We start from the raw sequence: 23,581 nt of genomic DNA, 5'->3' as shown, positions 1-23,581 counted from the left end.
CCCATCGAGAAGGAGCACATCATGACGAATTCACGATTCCCGCACCTCACGGCAGGCCTGGCCTGGGGAGCGGCAGCGCTGCTCGTCAGCGTCGCCGCGCCGCTGCCCGCCGCAGCGCAGACCTCCTCCGCCGACGCCCGCCCCGCCGTCGCCCCCTCCGCCGTCGACGCCACGGCCGGCTGGCTGCGTCTCGGCCACCTCTCCCCGGACACGAAGTCCGTCGACGTGCGCGTCTCGGCCGTGCGCGGCGGATCGACGCTCTTCGAGCTCGACGGCGTCGGCTACGGCGACGTCTCGACCTACCAGGAGCTCCCGGCCGGGTCGTACACGGTCAGCATGGTGCCTGCCGGTTCGTCGGGGTCGGACGTGCCCGTGATCTCGGAGACGGTGACGGTCGACGCCGGCACCGCGACGACGGTCGCGGCCTACGGACCGACCGACGACCTGCAGGTGCGGGCGTTCGACGACGACCTGTCGCAGCCTGCGGCCGGTTCGGCCCGCATCCGCCTCATCCAGGCGTCGACGATCACGCCGGAGGTCGACGTCACGACCGCGCAGGGCGACCCGATCGCGAAGGATGCGAAGGCCGGATCGGCCACCGGATACGCCGAGATCCCCGCCGGCGACTGGACCCTCGACCTCACCGGCAAGGGCGTGCAGGACACCGCGGACGTGTCGGTCGCCGCGGGCAGCGTCACGACGCTGTTCGTGCTCGACACCTCCAGCGGCGGACTCACGATCCTGCCGATCCTCGACAGCGCCTCCGTGGGAGACGTGCCGGACGGCGGCGTCGACACGGGCGGCGGCTACCTCGCCCGCGCCGAGGCCGACGGAACGGCTCCGGCGAAGCAGGTGCGGGAGGCGCTCTGATGCGCCGCTCCGCTCTGATCGCGATCGCCGCGGGCGCCGTGGTGGTGACGGCGGGGACCGCGGCGGTCGCCGTCGGCCTGAACACCGCCGACACCGGCCCGCCCGACTCGTCGCCCGCCGCCACCTCGTCGCCCCTGCCTCCGGAGGAGACGCAGGCGCCTGATCTCGTCGCCGCCGACCTCGGGACCTCGTTCCTCGACGAGTGGGTCGAGGACGGACGCGTCGTCCGGCGCGACGAAGGCGGCGACACCGTCAGCGAGGGCCAGGCGTACGGACTCTTCGCGGCCCTGATCGCCGACGACGAGCAGCGCTTCGACGAGGTCTGGGACTGGACGCGCGCCGAGCTGCTGCGCCCCGACGGGCTCATGGCCTGGCGGTGGGACGACGGGAAGGTCGTCGACGACGAACCGGCGACCGATGCCGACCTCGACGCCGCCCGCGCTCTCGTGCTGGCGGGAGACCGCTTCGGGCGCGAGGACCTGCGCGCGGAGGGCGTGGAGCTCGCGACCGTGATCGCCGACCGCCTCACGGTGCAGACCGCGCAGGGACGCATCCTGCTGCCCGGGTTGTGGGCGGCCGACCGCGAGCCGTACGCCTACAACCCCAGCTATGCGTCGCCCGTGGCGTTCCAGGTCCTCGGTGCGGCGACGGGCGATCCGCGCTGGGCCGAACTGCAGGCGGGCAGCGCTCAGGTCACCGGCACGATCCTCGATGCCACCGATCTGCCGCCCGATTGGGCCCAGGTGCACGCCGACGGACTCGTCGAGCCCATGCCGGGGCCGCGCGGTGGTGGCGATCCCGTGCAGTACGGGTTCGACGCGCCGCGGCTCCTGCTGCGGTACGCGGAGTCCTGCGATCCCGCCGACGTGGCTCTCGCCGGTCGTCCCCTCGCCACCCTCGATCGGGAGGACGAGCTGGCGTCGCGCCTGGATCTCGGGGGCGGCTCCCTGTCGTCCGATGAGTCGGCCTTCGCCTACACCGCGCGCGCAGCATCCGCCTCCGCGAGCGGCGACGCCGAGGCGGCCTCCTCCGACCTCGAGCGCGCCGCGCAGTTCAGCGTGCGGTATCCGACCTACTACGGAGCGTCCTGGGTCATGCTGTCGACCGCGATGCTCACCGACGACGCGCTCGGCGGCTGCGGGACGGGAGAGGTCTGATGCGCGGGGCCGGTGGGATGCGCACCCTCGCGGCGATCGGCGTGCTCGCCGTATCGCTGGTCCTCGCGGCGTGCGGCGCTACCGGCCCGGCATCCCCCGCCCCGTCGGCCACCGCCCAGAGCGGGTTCTCGGCCGGCGGGCTGCAGGATCCTGCCGCGCCCACGCCCCCGGCACAGGACGCCGTGCCGACGCGCGTCTCGATCCCCGCGCTCGGCGTGGATTCGACGCTCGAGGACCTGACGCTCGACGGCACCGGTCGCCTCACCGCCCCCGTCGACTACGACCTCGCCGGGTGGTACTCGGGCGGCGTCGTCCCCGGTGCGGTGGGACCGGCGATCATCGCCGGTCATGTCGACTCTCCGTCGGCGCCTGCCGTCTTCGCGGGTCTCGGCTCGCTCGCCGTCGGCGACGAGATCGTCGTCACCCTGTCGGACGGATCGGAGCGCGTGTTCGCGGTGAGCGACAGCATCCAGTCCGCCAAGGCCGAATTCCCGACCTCGTCCGTGTACAGCAACGTGCCGACCCCGGAACTGCGGCTCATCACCTGCGGGGGCGTCTTCGACCCCTCGACGGGGCACTATCTCGACAACCTCATCGTCTTCGCCGAACTGCAGAGCTGACCCTTCGAAAGGACCGCCATGAACGAGACGCTCGTCATCATCCCCACCTACAACGAGATCGAGAACATCGAGTCGATCGTCGACCGGGTGCTCGCAGCGGCCGACGCCGACATCCTGATCGTCGACGACGCGTCGCCCGACGGGACCGGCGAGCTCGCCGACGCCCTGGCCGAGCGGCACCCCGGGGTCTCCGTGCTGCACCGCACCGAGAAGGACGGGCTGGGCGGCGCCTACCTCGCGGGGTTCGCCTGGGGATTGGAGCGCGACTACTGGGCGCTGGTCGAGATGGATGCCGACGGCTCGCACCGCCCGGAGGAGCTGCCCCGACTGCTGGAGCAGCTCATCGACCACGACCTCGTGCTCGGCTCCCGCTGGGTGCCGGGCGGGAAGGTCGTCAACTGGTCGCGGCACCGTGAGATCCTCAGCCGCGGTGGCAACCTGTACGCACGCCTCGCCCTGGGGATCGACGTCCGCGACTCGACGGGCGGCTACCGCGTGTTCAGCGCGGCCGCCCTGCGTCGGATCGACCTCTTCGACGTCGCATCCCAGGGCTACTGCTTCCAGGTCGACCTGCTGTGGCGTGCGCTCGAGCGGGGACTCCGCGTCGTCGAGGTGCCGATCACGTTCGTCGAGCGCGTGCACGGCGAGTCGAAGATGAGCAGCGCGATCGTCACCGAGTCGCTCAGTCTCGTCACCTGGTGGGGTCTGCGTCGTCGACTGGCCGGGATCGCGCTCTTCCTCCGCCACGGTCAGCGCCTGCGCTCGGTGCGGGCGCTGTCGCACCGGATGCTTCCCCCCGTCCAGCCGTGAGCAGGCGGCGGGTCCGACCAGCGGCCGGGCCCGCCGCCGCTGCCGTCAGATCCGCTCGACCGGCGCCTGGAGCTCGGTGAGCCAGTCGGGGCCGGGCTCGTGCCCGTCGGCCTCCAGGTAGACCTCGCGGGTGGGGCCGACCACGCGGTAGCCGTCGGCGACGATCTGCTGCATGAGCGTCGACCACGACTCCTCGATGCCGCTCATGTCGCCCCGGTGCTGCAGGGTCGCGGCGATCGGCACGTCGGGGAGCTCGACGACGTCGTACCCGTCGCCCGCGACGGGCTCGGCCTCGGCGGTGTACGAGACGTGCACGCCGAATCGGTCCTCGTCCTCCGCGTCGTACCAGAAGATGCCCGGCTCCAGGAGAGGACGGCCCGCGGCTTCGAGCGCCCGGTCGAGTCCTCCGATGAGCGGACCGATGAGCGGGCTGACGTTCTCCGGTCCGATTCCAGGAGCGGTGCCGTGCGCGGCGTAGACCGTGACGGCGGGGACGTGCTTGTAAGCGACCTGCGACATGATGTCTCCTTCGAGGTGACGGAGCCGTCGCTCGATCCGGGCGAGGCGCACGCGGTCCGCGGCGATCGACCCTTCGAGGTCGTGCCGACGCTCGACGAGCAGGGTGCGCAGCGCGGCATCCTGATCCTCGGCGGTCGTCAGCTCCGCGATGCGATCCAGCCCGACCCCGAGCTCCCGCAGCTCCACGATCGTGAGCAGCAGGGGCAGTTGGTCGATCGAGTAGGAGCGGTAGCCGGTGCGGGCGTCGACCCGCGTGGGTGCCAGGAGGCCGATCGCGTCGTAGTGCCGCAGCATGCGAACGCTCACCCGTCCCAGGGCGGCGAATTCTCCGATGGTGTACATGATGTCGACCACACTCGACCATGACACAGTGTGAGGGTCAAACACATCCGGTCGCGGGGCCGGACGGTGCGATCACAGCACCGTCGTCGCCTCGCGCAGCGCCCGCTCGATGAGCGCGGCGGCCGGCGTGACGGGGCCGGGCCTCCGCACGAGGAAGACCGTGTTGATGGACGGGACCTCGCTCGGGCGCAGATCGACCAGCCGCCCGTCGGCCAGCTCCTGCGAGATCAGGTACGTCGGCAGCACGGTGATGCCCGCACCGGCGACGGCCGCCGCGGCGAGCGCGCGCAGATCGGCGGCGACGAGCGCGGGCTTCCGCTCCAGCCGGATGCCGAACGAGTGACGCCAGAACCGTCGGAGGATCGGCAGGTCGTGGCCGTAGGCGAGGAGAGGGTGCTCGTCGAGGTCGCTCGCGCGCAGCTCGGCGGAGGGACGGATGCCGCGCTGCGGTGACGCGACGAGGGCGAACTCCTCGTCGAACAGCGGCATGGCGGGCAGTGTCCGCCCGCGAGGGCGTACGGCGGAGACGACGACATCCAGCTCGCCGTTCCTGAGTCGGTCGAGCAGGTCGTCGGCGAGTCCCGTCGTCACGGCGAGCAGCATCCCGTCGGCGACGAGAGGGCCGACTGCGGGAAGGCCGACCGCGGCGAGGAACTCCGACGCCCCGCCGAGGCGGACCGGCGCCGCCGGTGCATCGGGGCGAGCCCCGACCGCCTCGGCCAGCGCGTCGAGCGGACCGGCGATGCGGCCGGCGAGCTCGTCGGCGCTCGGTGTCGGACGGATGCCGCGGGCGTGCCGCTCGAACAGGGGCCAGCCGACGCTCCGCTCGAGCGCCTGCAGCTGCACCGTGACCGAGGACTGGGCGACGCCGAGAGCCCGTGCGGCCGCGGAGACGGACCCATGGCGGTACGCCGCGAGAAAGGTACGCCAGAGCTGCACGTCGCGCAAGCCATCGAAATTCCGATCGGACATATCACGAAGCTATCGGAAGATCGGTGGTCGGATCGAGGTTGCGGACAGCATCCGGCGCAGCTGTCGTCGGCCATCGACCCAAGGAGAATCATGTCCACTGTCCTCTTCGTCGTCACCGGTGCGCGCACCTGGACCCTCGCCGACGGCACCGAGCACCCCACCGGCTACTGGGCCGAGGAGCTGCTCACGCCCTACGCCCTGCTCACGGAAGCCGGGCACGACGTCGCCTTCGCGACGCCCGGCGGCGTCGCCCCGGTCGCCGACCCCGGCAGCCTGCGAGACGGGGATGCCGAAGCGATCGCCGGCATCGCAGCTCTCCGGACACCCCTCGTGCTCGCCGAGGTCGACGCGTCTGCCTACGACGCCGTCTACTACCCCGGCGGCCACGGGCCGATGCAGGACCTGGCCGTCGATAGGGACTCCGCCGCCGTGATCGCTGACACCGCCGCCGCGGGGCGCCCGCTCGTCGCCGTGTGCCACGGACTCGCAGCCCTCCTCCCGGCCGTCGCCGCGACGGGCGAGCCTCTCGTCTCGGGACGCCGCATCGCCGCCTTCACCGACGAGGAGGAGCGCATCGGCGGACTCGCCGAGCGAGCCCCGTTCCTCCTCGAGTCGTCGCTGCGGAAGCTCGGCGCCGACGTGGTCGTCGCCGAGCCCTGGAGCGAGCACACGATCGTCGACGGCACGCTCATCACCGGTCAGAACCCGCAGTCCTCGGCATCCACCGCCCGCGCGCTCATCGCCGCGCTCGCCGGCGGAGAGGACGCGCGCGCCTGAGGCGACCGCTCGTCCCTTCTCGACGGCGCCCCGCGCGGTGAGAGACTGAGGGCATGCGACAGGGATCGGGCGGCAGGGGCGGCCCGGTGCGTGGCGTCTCGCGCGGCGCCCGCCCGACCCGGATCAGGCCGGAACCGCCGCACGTGCCCGTGGAGGAGATGCGCGAACGGATGTCGTCGTACATCTACGGCAACATCACCGTGCTCGCCGCCGCCCTCGCCGTGAGCCCGCATCAGATCGACGACGGCGCGGCGGTGTGGGCGGTGCTGGCGACGGGGGTGCTGACGTTCCTCGCGCACGTGCTCGCCCACCTCGTCGCCCAGGGGTTCGGCGAGACCGACGAGGAGGACGTCCCGTCGGCGCGGGGCGCCGCCGCCCGCGCCGTCGTCAGCCGGGCTCGCCCGATCGCCACCTCGGCGCTCATCCCCGCGCTCGTGTACGGCGCCGCGTGGGCCGGGTGGATCGCTCCGGTCTGGGCCCAGGCGGCAGCCGTGGGGATCCTCGCCGTGCGCCTCGCCTTCGTCGGGGTGTTCATGCAGCGGTACAGCGGCAGGAAGCTGACCATGTCGGGACTCTGGGGTGGCGTCGTCCTCGCAGCGGTCGCCATCGGCATCGGCGTCGCGAAGCTCGTGCTCACCCACTGACCGCAGTATCTCAGGTCCGTCGCGGGCATCGGTCAGCGAGGGCCGCGTAGGCTTCGCACGTGATGCAGAGCCCCGACGGCACCCGGCGACGACTGGTGCGGATCGCAGGGGGAGGCTTCGCGTGCGCGACGGCGATCGCCGTGTTCACGATCATCGTCGACAGGGCGTCTGGGGGAACGGCTTCGGTCCTCCTCGGCCCTCTGGATGAGCAGACGATCCTCAGCGGGGCGATGCTGGTCGCCTTCGTCGCGATCGTCGTCGGACTGTGGGGCGTCGGCGGCCCTCGTCGGATGCTGCCCTTCACCATCGTCGGCATCCTCGCGGCGACGGTGGCCGCCCTCACCGCGGGTTTCTTCAGTCTGGTGAGCGTGGACGTCTCACTGACCACAGTGGTCGAGGACGGATGCGATACGGGGTACGTGGTGGTCGAGCGCCAGCTGCTGTTGGGCTCGTCGGGGACGATCTACCGGAAGGACGGCCCTCTCGTCTCCACGATCGCAGGCCGGGTCAGCGGGAACAACGCGCACCAGCCGTTCGCTGCGGGCGACTACACCGCCACGAGGAACGGGTCGGCGCTCCTCGTGCAGTATCGCCCCAACCCGGGTGGAACGGCGGTGCAGCTCTCCGTACCGGCCGTCGCCGACCGGGACTCGGCCTGCGGGTTGACCGATCCCGACCCCGGCGGAGGGCCGCAGCCCTCGGCATCCACCGCACCGCCGCTCACACCGAGTGCGATGGATGACGAGATACGCCGTCTCGTCGACGCCTCGCTGTCGGCGTCGACCGGCGCAGCGGTGGATGCCGGGGGTGCACCGATCGACCCGTCGACGGTCACACCGGTGCGTGCGCCCTGCTCTCACGGCTCGGGCGTGCAGCTCCAGGTCGACCTCGCCTTCCGCACGGATGACAACGCGGCTTCGGTCGCGCGGATCCTCGAGGTCTGGGATGACGCGGGATACAGCGCTGATCGCTCGATGCAGGAGGACATCCGGTACAGCGCGTCGAAAGCGGTGGCCCGCATGAGCATCCGCGACAAGACGAGCATCGACGGGCTCGTGCATGTGACGATCGTCTCGGCGTGCTCGCTCGAAAACTAGCCTCGGCGACCGGAGAGCGGGTGCGCTCTAGGCGTCCGGGTTCTCGATCTCGGCGGGGCTCAGCACCTCATCGACGAGGGCGATTCCGCCGCTCGTGTTCGCCGAGTGGACGAGCTGTTCGATCCACTTCATGCTGATCTGCGGCGCCTCGGGCTCGTCGAACACGAACCGCAGCGGGATGGACGGGTGGATCCAGATCGTCGACCGCCCGCCCGGCTCACCCTCGGCGTGCTTCCACGAGAGCGTGAAGGACTCGTTGCGGCGGAGCTTCGTCGCGATGACGATCTTCAGATGTGCGAGAGCGCGATCCTCGATGTGGATCGGCACATCGCTCGGACCATACAGGAGTGTCGCCATGCGCTGATTCTACTTACTAACCTCCTTACCTAATCGCCGTCGAGCACGCGACGCGGGAGGAATCAGCCCTTTCGTGAGCACCCCGTGAGGGTCCGGGCGATCGCCGTATGGGTTTCGTTAGAGCGGTCAGGACCGGGTCTCCGCCGGGTGTTGTATCGGGTGTTGCGTCCTCGGGACGCGCGGTCGCCGCCCGGTGATCGCCGAAGCGTGAATGGAGCTTGTCGTGCTTGACCTCGTCTACGTGCTGGGCGTGATCGTCCTGTTCGTGACCGTCGGCCTCGTCGGGAAGGCGGTGGAGAAGCTGTGATCGTCTTCGAGCTCCTCGCGGCCGTGCTCGGCGTCGCGGCCGTCGTCTACCTGGTGTTCGCCCTCGTGAAGCCGGAGCGTTTCTGATGGAGTGGGGTCTGCTGATCGCGAGCGTCGCCACGCTCGCCCTGGCCCTCGCCCTCGTCTACCGTCCGGTCGGCGACTACATGGCCTGGACGTTCACCAGCCGCAGGGACTGGGCTCTCGAGCGCGGCGTCTACAAGGTCATCGGCGTCGACCCGACGCGCGAGCAGTCCTGGCAGTCGTACCTGCGCTCGGTCCTGTACTTCTCGATCGTCGGCGTGCTGCTGCTCTTCGTCCTGCAGCGCACGCAGCAGTGGCTGCCGTACTCCCTCGGCAACACGAACGTCGAGCCGGGCGTCGCGTTCAACACCGCGATCTCCTTCGTGACCAACACGAACTGGCAGGCGTACTCGGGTGAGGCGCTGTCGTACACCGTGCAGTTCGCCGGTCTCGCCGTGCAGAACTTCGTCTCCGCAGCGACCGGCATCGCCGTCGCGATCGCGCTCGTGCGGGGTTTCGCCTATCGCCGCTCCGGTGTCATCGGCAACTTCTGGGTCGATCTCGTCCGCGGCACGTTCCGCATCCTGCTACCGCTCTCGATCGTCGCGGCCGTCGTGCTCATCGCCGGCGGCGTCGTGCAGAACTTCGCGGGCAACGTCGACGTGACCACCGTCACGGGTGGCACGCAGACGATCCCCGGCGGCCCCGTCGCCTCGCAGGAGGCCATCAAGGAGATCGGCACGAACGGCGGCGGCTTCTACAACGCCAACGCCGCGCACCCGTTCGAGAACCCGACGGCGTGGACGAGCCTGCTGCAGTGCTTCCTCATCCTGCTGATCCCGATCTCCCTGCCGCGCACGTTCGGCAAGATGGTCGGCGACAACCGTCAGGGTTACGCGATCCTCTCCGTCATGGGAGTCCTGTTCCTCGCATCGACCTTCGCCCTCGCGGCGTTCGAGTTCGCGGGGCGCGGCAGCGCACCGGAACTCGCCGGCGCCGCGATGGAGGGCAAGGAGGCCCGGTTCGGGCTCGTGCAGTCGGTCCTCTACGCATCGACGACCACACTGACCTCGACGGGGTCGGTGAACTCGATGCACGACTCGTACACCGCGCTCGGCGGCATGATGCCGATGGTCAACATGCTGCTCGGCGAGATCGCTCCCGGTGGAGTCGGCTCGGGCCTGTACGGGATGCTGATCATCGCCGTGATCGCGGTCTTCGTCGCCGGACTCCTCGTCGGTCGCACCCCCGAGTACCTCGGCAAGAAGATCGGTCCACGGGAGATGAAGCTCGCGAGCCTGTACATCCTCGTGATGCCGCTCCTCGTGCTCGGCGGTGTCGCCCTCAGCTTCGCCGTCCCGGCCCTGCGCGGCAGCATCGTCGACGAATCGCTCGCGAACACCGGATCGCACGGCCTGTCGGAGGTGATCTACGCGTTCGCGTCTGCGGCGAACAACAACGGATCCGCTTTCGCCGGCCTCACCGCCAGCACTCCGTGGCTGACCGCCGCGCTCGGCGTCGCGATGCTGCTCGGACGGTTCCTGCCGATCGCGCTCGTCCTGGCCCTCGCCGGGTCGCTGGCCGCGCAGGACAAGGTCCCCGCCACCGCGGGCACCCTGCCGACGCATCGTCCCCTGTTCGTCGGCCTCACCGCCGGCACCGCGGTCCTCGTCACCGCACTCGTCTTCTTCCCCGTTCTCACGCTGGGTCCCCTGGCGGAAGGGCTTCTGTGACCATGTCCACCCTCACTCGCACCCCCTCGTCCTCGCCCGCCGCGGCGAAGACCGCGGCTCCGGCCCGTCGCAAGACGCTCACCTGGACCCAGGTCCGGGCTGCGCTCCCCGGCGCACTGCGCAAGCTCGATCCGCGCGATCAGTGGCGCAACCCCGTCATGTTCATCGTCTGGATCGGCGCTGCGCTGACGACGCTGCTCGCCGTCGCCGAACCGTTCCTCGGCGGCCCCGCGGCCTCCGGCGGCAGCAGCGTCCCGTGGTCGTTCACCGGGATCATCGCCGTGTGGCTGTGGCTCACCGTCGTGTTCGCGAACCTCGCCGAGTCGATCGCCGAGGGCCGGGGCAAGGCGCAGGCCGACACCCTGCGCAAGACCCGCACCAGCACGACGGCGCACCGGGTCGACGGCTACGACCCGGCGACCGACGGATCGGCGGAGGACACCCGCATCGAGGATGTCTCGTCGGCCGATCTCCGTCTCGGCGACACCGTGGTCGTGTCGGCCGGCGAGCTGATCCCCGGCGACGGCGACATCGTCTGGGGCATCGCGAGCGTCGACGAATCGGCCATCACCGGCGAGTCGGCACCCGTCGTGCGCGAGTCCGGGGGCGACCGGTCGGCCGTCACGGGCGGCACCCGGGTGCTCTCCGACCGCATCGTCGTGCGCATCACGTCGAAGCCCGGAGAGACGTTCGTCGACCGGATGATCGCCCTCGTCGAGGGAGCGGCCCGCCAGCGCACGCCCAATGAGATCGCCCTGAACATCCTGCTCGCGAGCCTGTCGATCGTGTTCGTGACGGTCGCGCTGACGCTCAACCCGATCGCCTCGTACCCCGCGAGTCCCGCCAGCATCACCGTGCTCATCGCACTGCTGGTCTGCCTGATCCCGACGACGATCGGCGCGCTCCTGTCGGCCATCGGCATCGCGGGAATGGACCGGCTCGTGCAGCGCAACGTGCTCGCGATGTCGGGCCGGGCGGTCGAGGCGGCAGGCGACGTCACGACGCTGCTGCTCGACAAGACCGGCACGATCACGTACGGCAACCGCCGCGCGAGCGAGGTGCTCCCCCTGTCGGGGATCGACGCCGACGAGCTGCTGCGCATCGCCGCCCTCTCGTCGCTCGCCGACCCCACGCCCGAGGGGGCGTCGATCGTCGATCTCGCGGCGGGCCGCGGCATCCATGTCGAGCAGCCGGCGGATGCCGTGGTCGTGCCGTTCACGGCCCAGACCCGCATGTCGGGACTCGACCTCGCCGACGGCACGCAGATCCGCAAGGGCGCCGGCTCCGCCGTCGCGGCCTGGCTCGGCCTCGACCCGGATGCCGAACTCGCCGCCCTCACCGACGGCGTCGCGTCGAGCGGCGGCACCCCGCTGGTCGTCGCCGTGCGCCCCGCGTCGTCAGTAGCGGTCCGCATGGCTGACGATTCCCCGATCGGCGGGACGGATGCGGCGCGCGGATCAGCCATCCGGGAATCAGCCAGCCGCGCGACCGCGACCGACCGGATCCTCGGCGTGGTCCACCTCAAGGACATCGTCAAGGAGGGGCTGACCGACCGGTTCGCCGAGCTCCGCGCGATGGGCATCCGCACGGTCATGGTGACGGGCGACAACCCGCTGACCGCCGCGGCGATCGCGAAAGAGGCGGGGGTCGACGACTTCCTCGCCGAGGCCACCCCGGAACAGAAGCTCGCGTACATCCGAAAGGAGCAGGAGGGCGGCAACCTCGTCGCCATGACCGGCGACGGCACGAACGACGCCCCGGCGCTCGCACAGGCCGACGTCGGTGTGGCGATGAACACGGGGACGTCGGCGGCGAAGGAGGCCGGCAACATGGTCGACCTCGACTCCGACCCGACCAAGCTCATCGACATCGTGGCGATCGGCAAGCAGCTGCTCATCACGCGCGGCGCGCTGACGACGTTCTCGATCGCGAACGACATCGCGAAGTACTTCGCCATCATCCCGGCGATCTTCATGGGCGTCTTCCCGCAGCTCGCGGTGCTGAACGTCATGGGGCTGCACTCCCCGGCATCCGCCGTGCTGTCGGCCGTGATCTTCAACGCGATCGTCATCGTCTTCCTCGTGCCGCTCGCGCTCCGAGGCGTGAAGTACCGCCCTCTGAACGCCTCCAAGATCCTCGGGCGCAACCTCGCCGTGTACGGACTCGGCGGCATCGTCACACCCTTCGTCGGCATCTGGCTCATCGACCTGGTCGTGCGCCTGATCCCCGGTTTCTGATCTCTCAAGGAGTCGCACACTCATGAACGCTGGAACACGCAGCGGCGGCCGCACCCTCTGGGTCGCGGTGCGCACGATGATCATGTTCACCGTCGTCCTCGGCATCGGCTACACGCTGCTGATCACCGGTATCGGCCAGCTGGCGCTGCCCGCGCAGGCGAACGGCTCGGCTCTCGTCTCGCAGGACGGAGACGTCGTCGGATCCTCGCTCATCGGGCAGTCGTTCACCGACGACGAGGGCGAACCGCTTCCGGAGTACTTCCAGAGCAGGCCCTCCGCGGCGGGCGACGGCTACGACGGCACCGCCTCCGCGGGAACCAACCAGGGCCCGGAGAACGAGGATCTGATCGCCGCCATCGCCGAGCGCAAGACGCGGATCGCCGAGTTCAACGGCGTCTCGGAGGATGCCGTGCCCGCTGACGCCGTGACCGCGTCGGGCTCGGGCCTCGACCCGCACATCAGCCCGGAGTACGCGCGGATCCAGATCGCGCGCGTCGCCGACGCCCGCGGCATGTCGGAGGACGAGGTGGCCGCGGCCGTCGCGGCAGCCACGAGCGGGCCGAACCTCGGCTATCTCGGCGAGACCGTCGTGAACGTCGCCGAGCTGAACCTCGCGCTCGACGAGCGGGAGGGCTGAGCGTGACCACCCGGGGGCGGCTTCGCGTGCTGCTCGGCGCCGCCCCCGGCGTCGGCAAGACCTACACGATGCTCGAGGAGGGCCGACGCCTCCTGGCCGAGGGCAAGGACGTCGTGATCGGCATCGTCGAGACGCACGGCCGCGCGGCGACCGCCTCGATGACCGACGGTCTGCCGTCGATCCCGCGCGCGAACGTCGGGCACCGGGGCGTCGACCTCGAGGAGATGGACCTCGCGGCGCTGCTGCGCCGCGCGCCCTCGGTCGCCCTCGTCGACGAGCTCGCCCACACCAACGCCCCCGGCTCGCGCAACGAGAAGCGCTGGCAGGACGTCGAGGAGCTCCTCGCGGCGGGCATCGACGTCGTCTCGACGCTGAACATCCAGCACATCGAGTCCCTGAACGACGTGGTCGAGCAGATCACCGGCGTGCCGCAGCGCGAGACCGTTCCCGACAACGTGCTGCGCAGCGCCGACCAGATCGAGGTGATCGACCTGGCCCCGCAGGCGTTGCGCGACCGGCTGTCGGGCGGCTTCGTCTACCCGGCCGAGCGCATCGACGCCGCACTGTCGAATTACTTCCGCCTCGGCAACCTCACCGCCCTCCGCGAACTGGCCCTCATCTGGCTGGCCGACGAGGTCGATCAGGCGCTCAAGGGGTACCGCGCCGAGCACGGCATCGACAGCACCTGGGAGGCTCGGGAGCGCGTGGTCGTCGCCCTCACCGGAGGCCCGGAGGGCGAGACGCTGCTGCGCCGCGGCTCCCGCATCGCTTCGCGATCGGCGGGCGGAGAGCTCATCGCCGTCCACGTCACGAGTCAGGACGGACTGCGCGCCGCGAACCCCGTCGTGCTGACCGAGCAGCGCGCACTGGTCGAGAAGCTCAACGGCACCTATCACCAGGTCGTCGGCGAGGACATCCCGACCGCGCTCGTCGAGTTCGCGCGTTCGGTCAACGCCACGCAGCTCGTGCTCGGCGCGAGCCGCCGAAGCCGCTTCGCCGCCGCCTTCACGGGTCCGGGGATCGGCGCGACGGTCGTCCGCGAGTCCGGCGACATCGACGTGCACATGGTGAACCACTCCGCGGCCGGTCGTCGTGCCGCGCTGCCTCCCCTCACCGGAGCGCTGACGGTGAAGCGGCGCGTGCTGGGATTCGTCGTGGCGCTCCTCGGCGGCCCCGCGCTCACGGTCTTCCTCTCGCTGTTCCGCAGCCCCGAGTCGATCACCACGGATGTGCTGAGCTATCAGCTGCTCGTCGTGATCGTCGCGCTCGTCGGCGGCATCTGGCCCGCCCTGTTCGCCGCCGTGCTGTCGGGCATCACGCTCGACTTCCTCTTCATCGAGCCGCTGTACACGATCCACATTCACGAACCCCACCACCTGCTCGCGATCATCCTCTACGTGATCATCGCCAGCATGGTGAGCTTCATCGTCGACCGCGCCGCGCGGTACACGCGGTCAGCGCGTCGGTCGGCGGCCGAGTCCGAGATGATCCAGACCATCGCCGGCAGCGTGCTCCGCGGCGAGAACGCGATCCAGGCGCTCGTCGATCGCACACGCGAGGCTTTCCAGCTGCCCGGCGTGCGCCTCATGCGCGGCGACGAGGTCGTCGCGCGAGCCGGCGAGCCGCTTCGCGACAACCGCCACACCGTGATCCGCGTGACGGACGACGCCGTCCTCGAACTGCACGGCGGCGACGTCGCTGCATCCGAGCGCCGGCTGCTGGCGGTCGTGACCGCCCAGCTCGCCGCCGCTCTCGAGCATCAGCGCCTCGAGCTGACGGCGAAGGAGATCGAGCCGATCGCCGCCTCCGACCGGGTGCGCGGCGCCCTGCTGTCGGCGCTGAGCCATGACCTGCGGCGCCCGCTCGCCGCGGCCGCCGCGGCCGTCGGCGGTCTGCGCGCGGCCGGGCCCGACCTCGATCGACGCGACAAGCAGGAGCTGCTGGAGACCGCCGACGAGAGTCTGACGGCCCTGGCGACCCTCGTGACCGACCTGCTCGATGTGAGTCGTCTGCAGACCGGTGTCCTCACGATCGCCGAGATCCCCACGGATCCGGCCGAGGTCATCGCCCCCGCGCTGGACGAACTGCATCTCGGGCCGACCGAGGTCACACTCGCCCTCCACCACGACGACGCGGTGGCGCAGGTCGACCCGGTGCTGCTGCAGCGGGTCGTGGTCAACCTGCTCACGAACGCGCACCGGTACGCGCCCGAGGACTCCCCCGTGCACGTGAGCACGAGCACGTTCGGCGATCACCTGGAGATCCGGATCATCGACCGCGGGCCCGGGGTTCCGGCCGACCGTCGCGACGACATCTTCGTGCCTTTCCAGAGGCTGGGCGACACCGACAACTCGTCGGGTCTGGGACTCGGTCTGGCCCTGTCGCGCGGCTTCGTCGAGGCCATGCACGGCACCCTCACCCCGGAGGACACCCCGGGCGGGGGTCTCACGATGGTCATCTCCCTGCCCGTGTCCGCTCCCGCTCCCGACCTCACCGAGGAGAACCGATGAAGATCCTCATCGCCGACGACGACCCGCAGATCCTCCGAGCGCTGCGCATCACGCTCACCGCGAAGGGGTACGACGTCGTGACCGCGGCCGACGGCGCTGCCGCGATCGCCGCGGCGATCGACCACCACCCCGACCTGTTCCTGCTCGACCTCGGCATGCCGAAGCTCGACGGGATCGAGGTGATCCACGGCATCCGAGGCTGGTCGACCGCCCCGATCCTCGTCGTCTCCGGACGTGCGGGCGCCGCCGACAAGGTCGAGGCGCTGGATGCCGGAGCCGACGACTACATCACCAAACCGTTCGCGGTCGAGGAGCTGCTGGCGCGCGTCCGGGCCCTCACCCGCCGCGTGCCGCAGGAGGAGGCGCTTCCGGTCGTGCGCCTCGGCGACGTCATGATCGACCTCGCGGCGCGAAGCGTCACCAGGGAGTCCGCCGAGGGCCACCGGCAGGTCCGGCTCACGCCAACGGAATGGCAGATGATCGACATCCTCATCCGCAACGCCGGCAAGCTCGTGACCCGCCAGACCCTCCTCACCACGATCTGGGGCACCGAGCACGCCGAGGACACCGGCTACCTGCGCCTGTACGTCTCGCAGCTGCGCAAGAAGCTGGAACCGGTCCCGGCGGCGCCCGTGCACATCATCACCGAGCCGGGGATGGGCTACCGCCTGCTGGGTCTCACGACGGATTGACCGGCGGGTCCTGCCTCACTGGTGCACGTGGGCGCGCTGCCCCTCCCGATCGAAGATCATGATCAGCTCCGCCGGACCGTCCACCGCACGGATCGCGTGCGGGGTCATGGTCGAGAACTCGGCCGCCTCTCCGCGCGCGACCTCGATGCGCCGCTCTCCCAGGAAGAGCAGCACGCGTCCTTCGAGCACGAGGAACCAGTCGAAGCCGGGATGCACGCGCTGCGCCGGCGGATCGGCCTCCGGCTCGGGTTCGAGTCGCATCTTCATGGCGAGCGTGCGACCGTCGCCGCGGCTCAGCGGCCAGGTCGTGCGGGTGCCTGAGCGGTGCTGCGCCGGTCGGATGACGACGTCGCCGTCGTCGTCAGCGGCGAAGAGCGCGTCGAGGCTCACCTGCAGGGCGTTCGCGAGCGGCACGAGCACGTCGATGCTGAGAGCGCGCTTGCCCGTCTCGATGCGGCTGATCGTCGAAGCGCTCAGCTGCGTGAGCTCGGCGATCTCGTCGAGCGAGTAGCCCAGGGTGGTACGGATGCTGCGCAGTCGGCTGCGCGCTGCGCGCTCGACGTCGTCGGTCTGCATGCCTCCAGCATCGCAGCGGCTTGCGAATTGTGCAAACAGCATCCCGCTATCAGCACGACGGATCTACGCTCGGAGGCATGAGCCATGATCACGCCAACCCGCCCTCACTCACCCGCCACTGCGACGTCGCCGTGATCGGCGGCTCGGCAGCGGGACTCGCCGGTGCACTGCAGCTCGTCCGGCAGCGACGCTCGGTGATCGTCGTCGACGACGGCAGTCCGCGCAACGCTCCGGCCGCGCACATGCACGGCTACCTCGGCCGCGAGGGCGCGGCGCCCGGCGAGCTGCGATCGGTCGGCCGAGACGAGGTGCGCGCCTACGGCGGCGAGGTGCTGGACGGACGGGTCCTCGCCGTGCACCGGGAGGAGGACGGATTCCGGGTCGAGCTCAGCGGCGGCCACGCACTGATCGCCCGGCGGGTGCTCGTGGCCACGGGACTCGTCGACGAGCTGCCGCCCATCCGCGGCCTGCGCGAGCGCTGGGGTCGCGAAGTCATCCACTGCCCGTTCTGCCACGGCTGGGAGGTGCGCGATCAGCGGGTCGTGCAGATCGTCACCGCGGCGAGGGGTCTGCACCCGACGCCGCTGATGCGTCACCTGTGCGCGGAGCTCACGGTCGTGCTGCACGGAGAGCCGGGGGTGGATGCCGAGGCGCTCCGCGCTCTGCGCGATTCCGGCGTGCCCGTGCTCGAGGGCACCGTCGAACGGGTGATCGATCACGAGGGGGCGCTGCTCGTCGAACTGGTCGACGGCACCGCGCTGCCCGCCGATGCGATCCTCACCGGGTCCCGAGTGCACCCGCGTCTGGACGCGCTCGCCCCGCTCGAACTCGAGGTGGCGCCGCATCCGGCCGGGGTCGGCGAGGTGCTCGTCGTCGACCCCACCGGCCGCACCAGCGTCGACGGCGTCTTCGCCGCGGGCAACGTGAGCGACGGCGGCGCCCAGGTGCTCCCGGCCGCGGCGAACGGCAGCATGATCGGCGCGCAGATCGCGTTCAGCCTCGCCGGGGAGGACCTCGCCGCCGGCACCCGCCCGTCGGGCGTGCAGACCGAGTGGGACGCGCGCTACGAGGGCCGGGAGCCCATCTGGAGCGGCGACCCGAACGGCTCCCTCGTCGTCGAGGTCGGTGGCATGACGCCCGGTCGCGTGCTCGACGTCGGAGCCGGCGAGGGCGGCGACGCGATCTGGCTCGCGCAGCGCGGCTGGGATGTGACGGCCGTCGACGTCTCGGCCAACGCGCTCGCCCGCCTGCGGGCGGCGGCGGAGCAGCGCGGCGTCGAGGTGCGCACGCTGGTGCGCGACGCGAACGCCCCCGCACCGTACGGCGCCGAGCGGTACGACCTCGTTTCGCTGCAGTACGGCTCGTTCCCGCGGACGCCCGAGCAGCGCGGACTGCGCAGTCTGCTCGACGCCGTCGCCGTGGGCGGGACGCTGCTGGCGGTCGGTCACGAGCCGACCTGGACGCGCGAGAGGATCGATGTCGCCGAGCAGACCCGTATGTACGACCCGGCGGCCTTCGTCGGCGTCGACGAGATCGCGGCGGCGCTCGTTACGGACCCCGCGTGGCGGATCGAGCTGCACGAGACGCGCCCCCGGCCCGCCGGAGCCGCGAGCGGTCATCACGTGCACGACGTCGTGCTCCGCGCGGTGCGCGTGACCGAGGCGAACGCCGCGAGCTAGATCACGCGGCCCCGATCCAACCGGACGACGCGGTCGGCCGCGGCGACCGCGTCGTCGTCGTGGGTGACGGTGCACACGGCCACGCCGCGTGCGGCCTCTTCGCGGAGGATCGACTGCATGCGCGCCGCGCTCTCGCGGTCGAGACCGGCGGCCGCCTCGTCCAGCAGCAGGATGCCGGGCGCGCGCACGATGCCCTGCGCGAGGAACACCCGCTGCCGCTGTCCGCCCGACAGCTCGGCCAGCGGTCGGGCGGCCAGCGCGCTCATCCCGACCCGATCCAGCGCACGCGCGACCAGGCGGCGCGCGGCGGCACGGGAGATCCGGGCGCCGCGCTTCCAGGTGCCCATGCGCACCACGTCGGCGGCCGTGACGGGCAGGGAATCGGGAACTCCCGGCCGCTGCACCACGAGCGCGAGGTCGCCGTCGCCACGCACCGTGCCGCGGCGAGGCGGTCGCACTCCGGCCAGGATCTCGATCAGCGTCGACTTTCCGGAACCGTTGGGGCCGGCCAGCGCGACGACCTCGCCGGCGCGCACGTCGAGGTCGACGGAGTGCAGCACGTCGTCGTCGGCGTAGCCGAAGCAGACGGCGCGCGCGGACAGGGCGGGAAGGGCGATCATGTGGCCACTGTAGCAAATTGAGAATGATTCTCACTTTCATGTAGGGTCGCTTTTCGTGCCCCTCCTTCTCGAGCCCTTCGCCGTCGAGTTCTTCGCCCGTGCTCTGTGCGGCGGAGTCCTCGTCGCCGTCATCTGCGGCGTCGTGGGCTCGTGGGTCGTGATCCGGGGCATGGCGTTCCTCGGCGAGGCCATCGGCCACGGGATGCTTCCCGGCGTCGCGCTCGCCACCGTGCTCGGCGCGCCGGTGCTGCTCGGCGCGGCACTGAGCGCCACGGCCATGAGCGCCGCGATCGGCCTGCTGCAGCGCCGCGGCCGGCTCTCGTACGACACGAGCATCGGCCTGCTCTTCGTCGCGATGCTCTCGCTCGGCGTGATCATCGTCTCCCACTCGCGAAGCTTCGCCACCGACGCCACCGCCCTGCTGTTCGGCGACATCCTCGCCATCCGCCCAGACGACATCGCCGCGCTGGCGATCGCCGTGGTCGTCACGGTCGGCCTCTCGGCCTGTTTCCATCGGTCGTTCGTGGCCACGGCCTTCGATCCGCGGATCGCCCGCACCCTCGGACTCCGCCCGCAGCTGGCGCACGTGGTGCTCGTCGCCCTCGTGACGGTCGCCGTCGTCGCGTCGTATCAGGCGGTCGGCACGCTGCTGGTGGTGGGTCTGCTGCTCGCGCCCACCGTCGCCGCGCGCGCGTGGACCACTCGCATCCCCACGACGATGGTGGTCTCGACGGTCTTCGGCGCCGCCGCCGTGCTGCTCGGTCTGCTGGTGTCATGGCACGTCGCCACAGCCGCCGGTCCGTCGATCGCCATCACGGCCGTGCTGCTCGCGGCCGTCTCGGCGACCGCACGCTCCGTGCTCACCCGCACCACCCGACGGCGCCATCCCGCCGAGGGCGGCACCGCCGACCCGATCGACCCGAACCGTCACGACGCCGGCTCCCCCGCACTCGCTCCGGCCGCGCTCTCCGAAAGGAACCGATGACCTCCCGCCCCCTCCTGCTCCTCCCCGCAGCGCTGACGATCGCCGCGCTCACGGCCTGCTCGTCGGCGCCGAGCGCCGCACCGTCGACGGCGCCGACATCCGGCGACGGCGACGGCCACGGCCACGGCCACGGCCACGGCGCGATCGCCGGTGCAGAAGAGGTCGCCGAACCGCCGCTCGGACTGCTCTCGATCGACGCCGAGGGGAACACCGCCGTGCTCGACCTGCTGACCGACGAGGCCATCGACCTCGGCGCCACCGCAGCGCCGACGGCCCTCGCCAGCGACGGACGCTACGGATTCGCGACCACCGACGAAGGGGTGGAGGTCATCGACTCCGGCCGGTGGAGCTGGGACCACGGCGACCACTTCCACTACTACCTCGCGGACCCCGCGCTGCTCGGCACCGTCCCGGGCGACGGCCCCGCGACGGTCACATCCGGCGCGCTGTCGACCGCGGGGACCACGGGGGTGTTCTTCGCCGGATCAGGAGAAGCCGTGCTGCTCGACAACAGGTCGCTCTCCGACGGACGGATCGACGAGCTGTTCCGCATCGACACCGGGGCGGATACCGGGTTCCTCGCCCCGGTCGGCGACGGCGCACTCGTGACCGACGGCGACGGTCTCACCTACCGCGACCGCGACGGCGAGGCAGTCGGTGCTCCCGTCGAATGCGTCGATCCCGCCGGCGCGATCACGACCCGCGTCGGACTCGTCGTCGGATGCGCCGACGGCGCCGTGCTGGCGACGTGGCACGACGACGAGCTCGCCACCGAGCGCATCCCGTATCCGGCGGACGCATCCGACCGCGCCCTGACGTTCGACGGACGCAAGGGCCGTCCGACCGTCGCGGCCGTGGCCGGGACCACCGGATTCTGGCTGCTCGACACGCGCGAGCGCACCTGGACCCTGGTGCCGACCGAGCGCCCGCTCACCCGCGTGGTCGCCGTGGACGACGCCGAGGGTCACGTCGTCGCGATCGACGTCGACGGACGGATCGTCGTCCATCTCGCCGAGGGCGGAGCGGTCGTCGGCGCCACGGAGCCTGTGCTCGCCGACGGCGGCAGCACCGCGTCGCTCGTCGTCGACGAGCAGCGTGCGTACGTCAGCGACCCGGCGGGCGGCGTCGTGCACGAGATCGACTACGCCGACGGCGCCCGCATCGCACGGTCGCTCGAGACGCCGACGGCACCGGCGTTCGTCACGGAGGTCGGACGATGAGGATGCTGCGCGCCTGCGCCCTGCTCGCCACGTCCGCACTCATCGGCGTCGGCGTGACCGGCTGCTCCGGGGAGGCGGCGTCGGGCCGACCGCGGATCGTCGTCACGACGAACATCCTCGGCGACGTCGTCGAGAACGTGGTCGGCGACGCCGCGGAGGTCACCACCCTCATGAAGCCGAACGCCGATCCGCACTCCTTCGAGATCTCGGCGCAGGAGGCTGCGCGGATGGACGCCGCCGACCTGCTCGTCACGAACGGTCTCGGGCTCGAGGAGGGTCTGCAGCAGCACATCGACCGCACGGCATCCGCCGGCGTGCCGACTCTCGTGGCCGGCGACGTGATCGACGTGCTTCCCTACACCTCGGAGGATGCCGCCGGCGCCGACGACCCGCACTTCTGGACCGACCCGGCTCGTGTGATCGACGTGGTCGACGCTCTGGAGGTTGCACTGCTCGACATCGACGGGATCGACGCTGAGCGGATCCGCGCCCGGGCCGACGACTACCGCGGAGAGCTCGCCGAGCTCGACGAGGAGATGTCCACGGCCTTCGCCGCGATCCCCGCGGATCGCCGGGCGCTCGTGACGAACCATCACGTCTTCGGCTACCTCGCCGACCGGTTCGACTTCCGGCTCCTCGGCGCCGTGATCCCCGGCGGCACGACGCTCGCCGCGCCCAGCGCGGCAGACCTGCGCGATCTGACCGACGCGATCGACGATGCGGGCGTGCGGACGATCTTCGCCGAGTCCTCGCAGCCCGACCGGCTCATCCAGGTGCTGGCCTCCGAGGCGGGCATCGAGGTCGACGTCGTCGAGCTGTTCACCGAGTCCCTCACCGAACCGGGCGAGGGCGCCGACACCTACCTGACCATGATGCGCGCCAACACCGAGCGCATCGCCGACGGACTGAACCCATGACAGGACCCCGACCGGGGCCCGACACGAGAGGAAACACAATGAAGCGACACATGAGGATGAGTGCCGCTGTCGCGGCACTCGCGGGCGTCTCGCTGCTCGCGACCGCCTGCGCAGGCGGTGGCGGTGCGGGCAGCGCCGCGCCATCCGACGATGAGACGGCGGCCGCCGCGACCGAGACGGGGCGCGTCGCGATCTCCTACCCGGGCGGGATCGCCGTGCTCGACCCCGAGACGCTCGAGGTCGTCGACGAGTTCGAGACCGAGGAGTTCACACGTCTGAACCCGTTCGGCGACGGCCGCACGATCGCCGTCACCACCTCGAAGGGCTTCCAGATGCTCGACACGGCCGAGCCCGCCCTCACCGACGCGCTGTTCGAGGCCACGACGGCCGGGCACGTCGTCATCCACGGCGAGAACACGGTGCTGTTCGACGACGGCACCGGCACCACCACGATCGTGCCGACCGACGGTTTCGCCGACGGCTACGACGCACTGCCCGAGGCCTCGACCTACACGGCGGATGCCGCGCACCACGGCGTCTCGATCGTGCTGGAGGACGGCACACTCGTCACGACCGTCGGCGACGAGACCTCGCGCACGGGCGCCATGGCTCTGCACGCCCACGACGACCACTGGGACGAGGCCGCGGCGAGCGCCGAGTGCCCCGGCATCCATGGTGAGGGAACCGCGGCGGACGAGGCCGTGATCTTCGGATGCGAGAACGGCGCGCTGCTGTTCACGGATGAGACGTTCACGAAGCTGACCGCGCCCGACGCATACGGCCGCATGGGCAACGCCTTCGTGTCGGAGACCAGCCCGATCGTCGTCGGCGACTACAAGAACGACCCGGATGCCGAGGGCTACCTGCTGAGCGCCGTGACGCTGATCGACACCGCCGCCGAGACGCTCGAGGTCGTCGACCTGCCCGCCGAGGTGCGGTACACGTTCCGCGACATCGCACGCGGCCCCGGCGACCTCGCCTACATCCTGTCGACCGACGGACAGATCCACGTGCTCGACCCCGAGACCGGCGAGCTGACCGACTCCTACCCGGTCATCGACCCGTGGGAGGGCCCGGCCGAGTGGCAGGACGCGCACCCCGCGATCAAGGTCGACGGCGACATCGCCTACGTGACCGAGCCCGCCGCGAACAGCGTGCACGCCGTGGACCTCACCACCGGCGAGGTCATCGCCTCGGTCGAGCTCGACCACACGCCGAACGAGCTGGCGGTCGCGATCGGCTGATCGACGGCATCCGCGAACCGAGCGGGCAGGGCATCC

23 protein-coding genes are annotated in these 23,581 nt (G+C 71.2%); 18 read left to right on the top strand and 5 right to left on the bottom strand.

Annotated features, from left to right (window positions below):
* Window positions 1–21 precede the first annotated feature (21 nt).
* The 4 genes from RAC81_RS13325 to RAC81_RS13310 are packed head-to-tail and all read left to right on the top strand — an operon-like array spanning window position 22 to window position 3,457.
* Window positions 22–870 (top strand): DUF4397 domain-containing protein, encoded by an 849-nt coding sequence (locus RAC81_RS13325; RefSeq protein ID WP_375082806.1) that lies wholly within the window; start codon window positions 22–24, stop codon window positions 868–870.
* Complete coding sequence (locus RAC81_RS13320) at window positions 870–2,027, top strand: glycosyl hydrolase family 8 (protein ID WP_375082805.1); 1,158 nt, start codon at window positions 870–872, stop codon at window positions 2,025–2,027. The genes RAC81_RS13325 and RAC81_RS13320 overlap by 1 nt, the downstream gene beginning before the upstream one ends.
* Complete coding sequence (locus tag RAC81_RS13315) at window positions 2,027–2,647, top strand: class F sortase (RefSeq protein ID WP_375082804.1); 621 nt, start codon at window positions 2,027–2,029, stop codon at window positions 2,645–2,647. Before RAC81_RS13320 ends, RAC81_RS13315 begins: the two co-directional genes overlap by 1 nt.
* Before the next feature lie 18 nt (window positions 2,648–2,665).
* Entirely contained in the window at window positions 2,666–3,457 is a 792-nt protein-coding gene (locus tag RAC81_RS13310; RefSeq protein WP_375082803.1) for a polyprenol monophosphomannose synthase, read from the top strand.
* Window positions 3,458–3,502: 45 nt separating this feature from the next.
* On the opposite strand, the gene RAC81_RS13305 is transcribed toward RAC81_RS13310, so the two are convergent.
* Window positions 3,503–4,345 carry a MerR family transcriptional regulator gene (locus tag RAC81_RS13305; RefSeq protein WP_375082802.1) on the bottom strand — a complete coding sequence of 281 codons (843 nt, stop codon included), beginning with the start codon at window positions 4,343–4,345 and terminating at the stop codon, window positions 3,503–3,505.
* A gap of 45 nt (window positions 4,346–4,390) precedes the next feature.
* On the bottom strand, window positions 4,391–5,290 hold the full coding sequence (locus RAC81_RS13300) for a LysR family transcriptional regulator (RefSeq protein ID WP_375082801.1): 900 nt from the start codon (window positions 5,288–5,290) through the stop codon (window positions 4,391–4,393).
* A gap of 90 nt (window positions 5,291–5,380) precedes the next feature.
* Here RAC81_RS13300 and RAC81_RS13295 point away from each other — a divergent pair, with 90 nt between their 5' ends.
* Genes RAC81_RS13295 through RAC81_RS13285 form a run of 3 tightly spaced genes read left to right on the top strand, consistent with a single transcriptional unit; the run spans window position 5,381 to window position 7,808 of the window.
* Window positions 5,381–6,067: a type 1 glutamine amidotransferase domain-containing protein gene (locus RAC81_RS13295; protein WP_375082800.1), complete on the top strand. Its 687-nt coding sequence runs from the start codon at window positions 5,381–5,383 to the stop codon at window positions 6,065–6,067.
* A 53-nt stretch (window positions 6,068–6,120) separates the two neighbouring features.
* A complete protein-coding gene (locus RAC81_RS13290; RefSeq protein ID WP_375082799.1) occupies window positions 6,121–6,711 on the top strand; it encodes a hypothetical protein in 591 nt (196 codons plus the stop codon).
* A gap of 59 nt (window positions 6,712–6,770) precedes the next feature.
* Complete coding sequence (locus tag RAC81_RS13285) at window positions 6,771–7,808, top strand: hypothetical protein (RefSeq protein WP_375082798.1); 1,038 nt, start codon at window positions 6,771–6,773, stop codon at window positions 7,806–7,808.
* A 27-nt stretch (window positions 7,809–7,835) separates the two neighbouring features.
* Here RAC81_RS13285 and RAC81_RS13280 read toward each other — a convergent pair whose 3' ends face one another.
* Window positions 7,836–8,165 carry a hypothetical protein gene (locus tag RAC81_RS13280; protein ID WP_375082797.1) on the bottom strand — a complete coding sequence of 110 codons (330 nt, stop codon included), beginning with the start codon at window positions 8,163–8,165 and terminating at the stop codon, window positions 7,836–7,838.
* 303 nt (window positions 8,166–8,468) lie between these two features.
* Between RAC81_RS13280 and RAC81_RS13275 the strand changes: the two genes are divergently transcribed.
* Genes RAC81_RS13275 through RAC81_RS13250 form a run of 6 tightly spaced genes read left to right on the top strand, consistent with a single transcriptional unit; the run spans window position 8,469 to window position 16,304 of the window.
* Window positions 8,469–8,558: a potassium-transporting ATPase subunit F gene (locus tag RAC81_RS13275; protein ID WP_375082796.1), complete on the top strand. Its 90-nt coding sequence runs from the start codon at window positions 8,469–8,471 to the stop codon at window positions 8,556–8,558.
* A complete protein-coding gene (gene kdpA, locus RAC81_RS13270; protein WP_375082795.1) occupies window positions 8,558–10,228 on the top strand; it encodes a potassium-transporting ATPase subunit KdpA in 1,671 nt (556 codons plus the stop codon). The genes RAC81_RS13275 and kdpA overlap by 1 nt, the downstream gene beginning before the upstream one ends.
* A gap of 2 nt (window positions 10,229–10,230) precedes the next feature.
* Window positions 10,231–12,465, top strand: a complete 2,235-nt coding sequence (gene kdpB, locus RAC81_RS13265) for a potassium-transporting ATPase subunit KdpB (protein ID WP_375082794.1) — start codon at window positions 10,231–10,233, stop codon at window positions 12,463–12,465.
* A gap of 22 nt (window positions 12,466–12,487) precedes the next feature.
* Window positions 12,488–13,102 (top strand): potassium-transporting ATPase subunit KdpC, encoded by a 615-nt coding sequence (gene kdpC, locus RAC81_RS13260; RefSeq protein ID WP_375082793.1) that lies wholly within the window; start codon window positions 12,488–12,490, stop codon window positions 13,100–13,102.
* Window positions 13,103–13,104: 2 nt separating this feature from the next.
* On the top strand, window positions 13,105–15,612 hold the full coding sequence (locus tag RAC81_RS13255; RefSeq protein ID WP_375082792.1) for an ATP-binding protein: 2,508 nt from the start codon (window positions 13,105–13,107) through the stop codon (window positions 15,610–15,612).
* A complete protein-coding gene (locus tag RAC81_RS13250; RefSeq protein ID WP_375082791.1) occupies window positions 15,609–16,304 on the top strand; it encodes a response regulator in 696 nt (231 codons plus the stop codon). Before RAC81_RS13255 ends, RAC81_RS13250 begins: the two co-directional genes overlap by 4 nt.
* A gap of 15 nt (window positions 16,305–16,319) precedes the next feature.
* Here RAC81_RS13250 and RAC81_RS13245 read toward each other — a convergent pair whose 3' ends face one another.
* Window positions 16,320–16,880 carry a helix-turn-helix domain-containing protein gene (locus RAC81_RS13245; RefSeq protein ID WP_375082790.1) on the bottom strand — a complete coding sequence of 187 codons (561 nt, stop codon included), beginning with the start codon at window positions 16,878–16,880 and terminating at the stop codon, window positions 16,320–16,322.
* A 77-nt stretch (window positions 16,881–16,957) separates the two neighbouring features.
* On the opposite strand from RAC81_RS13245, the gene RAC81_RS13240 reads away from it, so the two are divergent.
* Window positions 16,958–18,559: an FAD-dependent oxidoreductase gene (locus RAC81_RS13240; protein WP_375082789.1), complete on the top strand. Its 1,602-nt coding sequence runs from the start codon at window positions 16,958–16,960 to the stop codon at window positions 18,557–18,559.
* Here the strand turns inward: RAC81_RS13240 and RAC81_RS13235 are convergent.
* On the bottom strand, window positions 18,556–19,179 hold the full coding sequence (locus RAC81_RS13235; RefSeq protein ID WP_375082788.1) for a metal ABC transporter ATP-binding protein: 624 nt from the start codon (window positions 19,177–19,179) through the stop codon (window positions 18,556–18,558). The genes RAC81_RS13240 and RAC81_RS13235 overlap by 4 nt on opposite strands.
* Window positions 19,180–19,234: 55 nt before the next feature.
* Between RAC81_RS13235 and aztB the strand changes: the two genes are divergently transcribed.
* The 4 genes from aztB to aztD are packed head-to-tail and all read left to right on the top strand — an operon-like array spanning window position 19,235 to window position 23,545.
* Window positions 19,235–20,164, top strand: a complete 930-nt coding sequence (gene aztB, locus RAC81_RS13230; protein ID WP_375082787.1) for a zinc ABC transporter permease AztB — start codon at window positions 19,235–19,237, stop codon at window positions 20,162–20,164.
* Entirely contained in the window at window positions 20,161–21,384 is a 1,224-nt protein-coding gene (locus tag RAC81_RS13225; RefSeq protein WP_375082786.1) for an ABC transporter, read from the top strand. Before aztB ends, RAC81_RS13225 begins: the two co-directional genes overlap by 4 nt.
* Window positions 21,381–22,301 carry a zinc ABC transporter substrate-binding protein AztC gene (gene aztC, locus RAC81_RS13220; protein WP_375082785.1) on the top strand — a complete coding sequence of 307 codons (921 nt, stop codon included), beginning with the start codon at window positions 21,381–21,383 and terminating at the stop codon, window positions 22,299–22,301. The genes RAC81_RS13225 and aztC overlap by 4 nt, the downstream gene beginning before the upstream one ends.
* A gap of 50 nt (window positions 22,302–22,351) precedes the next feature.
* On the top strand, window positions 22,352–23,545 hold the full coding sequence (gene aztD, locus RAC81_RS13215) for a zinc metallochaperone AztD (RefSeq protein WP_375082784.1): 1,194 nt from the start codon (window positions 22,352–22,354) through the stop codon (window positions 23,543–23,545).
* The last annotated feature ends 36 nt before the right edge of the window (window positions 23,546–23,581 follow it).

The sequence above is a fragment of the Microbacterium sp. CR_7 genome, from assembly GCF_041954755.1.
Taxonomy (GTDB): Bacteria; Actinomycetota; Actinomycetes; order Actinomycetales; family Microbacteriaceae; genus Microbacterium.
Note: the sequence above shows the minus strand (reverse complement) of the source record. Positions and strands in the feature narration are given on the sequence as shown.

Bases quoted from the DNA above. Each gene is read 5' to 3' on its own strand.
- RAC81_RS13250 (WP_375082791.1), top strand. From the start codon at position 15,609: ATGAAGATCCTCATCGCCGACGACGACCCGCAGATCCTCCGAGCGCTG.
- RAC81_RS13310 (WP_375082803.1), top strand. From the start codon at position 2,666: ATGAACGAGACGCTCGTCATCATCCCCACCTACAACGAGATCGAGAAC.
- RAC81_RS13315 (WP_375082804.1), top strand. From the start codon at position 2,027: ATGCGCGGGGCCGGTGGGATGCGCACCCTCGCGGCGATCGGCGTGCTC.
- aztC (WP_375082785.1), top strand. From the start codon at position 21,381: ATGAGGATGCTGCGCGCCTGCGCCCTGCTCGCCACGTCCGCACTCATC.
- RAC81_RS13320 (WP_375082805.1), top strand. From the start codon at position 870: ATGCGCCGCTCCGCTCTGATCGCGATCGCCGCGGGCGCCGTGGTGGTG.
- RAC81_RS13235 (WP_375082788.1), bottom strand. From the start codon at position 19,179: ATGATCGCCCTTCCCGCCCTGTCCGCGCGCGCCGTCTGCTTCGGCTAC.
- kdpC (WP_375082793.1), top strand. From the start codon at position 12,488: ATGAACGCTGGAACACGCAGCGGCGGCCGCACCCTCTGGGTCGCGGTG.
- kdpA (WP_375082795.1), top strand. From the start codon at position 8,558: ATGGAGTGGGGTCTGCTGATCGCGAGCGTCGCCACGCTCGCCCTGGCC.
- RAC81_RS13295 (WP_375082800.1), top strand. From the start codon at position 5,381: ATGTCCACTGTCCTCTTCGTCGTCACCGGTGCGCGCACCTGGACCCTC.
- RAC81_RS13300 (WP_375082801.1), bottom strand. From the start codon at position 5,290: ATGTCCGATCGGAATTTCGATGGCTTGCGCGACGTGCAGCTCTGGCGT.
- RAC81_RS13325 (WP_375082806.1), top strand. From the start codon at position 22: ATGACGAATTCACGATTCCCGCACCTCACGGCAGGCCTGGCCTGGGGA.
- RAC81_RS13240 (WP_375082789.1), top strand. From the start codon at position 16,958: ATGAGCCATGATCACGCCAACCCGCCCTCACTCACCCGCCACTGCGAC.
- RAC81_RS13280 (WP_375082797.1), bottom strand. From the start codon at position 8,165: ATGGCGACACTCCTGTATGGTCCGAGCGATGTGCCGATCCACATCGAG.
- RAC81_RS13225 (WP_375082786.1), top strand. From the start codon at position 20,161: ATGACCTCCCGCCCCCTCCTGCTCCTCCCCGCAGCGCTGACGATCGCC.
- RAC81_RS13245 (WP_375082790.1), bottom strand. From the start codon at position 16,880: ATGCAGACCGACGACGTCGAGCGCGCAGCGCGCAGCCGACTGCGCAGC.
- aztD (WP_375082784.1), top strand. From the start codon at position 22,352: ATGAGGATGAGTGCCGCTGTCGCGGCACTCGCGGGCGTCTCGCTGCTC.
- RAC81_RS13290 (WP_375082799.1), top strand. From the start codon at position 6,121: ATGCGACAGGGATCGGGCGGCAGGGGCGGCCCGGTGCGTGGCGTCTCG.
- kdpB (WP_375082794.1), top strand. From the start codon at position 10,231: ATGTCCACCCTCACTCGCACCCCCTCGTCCTCGCCCGCCGCGGCGAAG.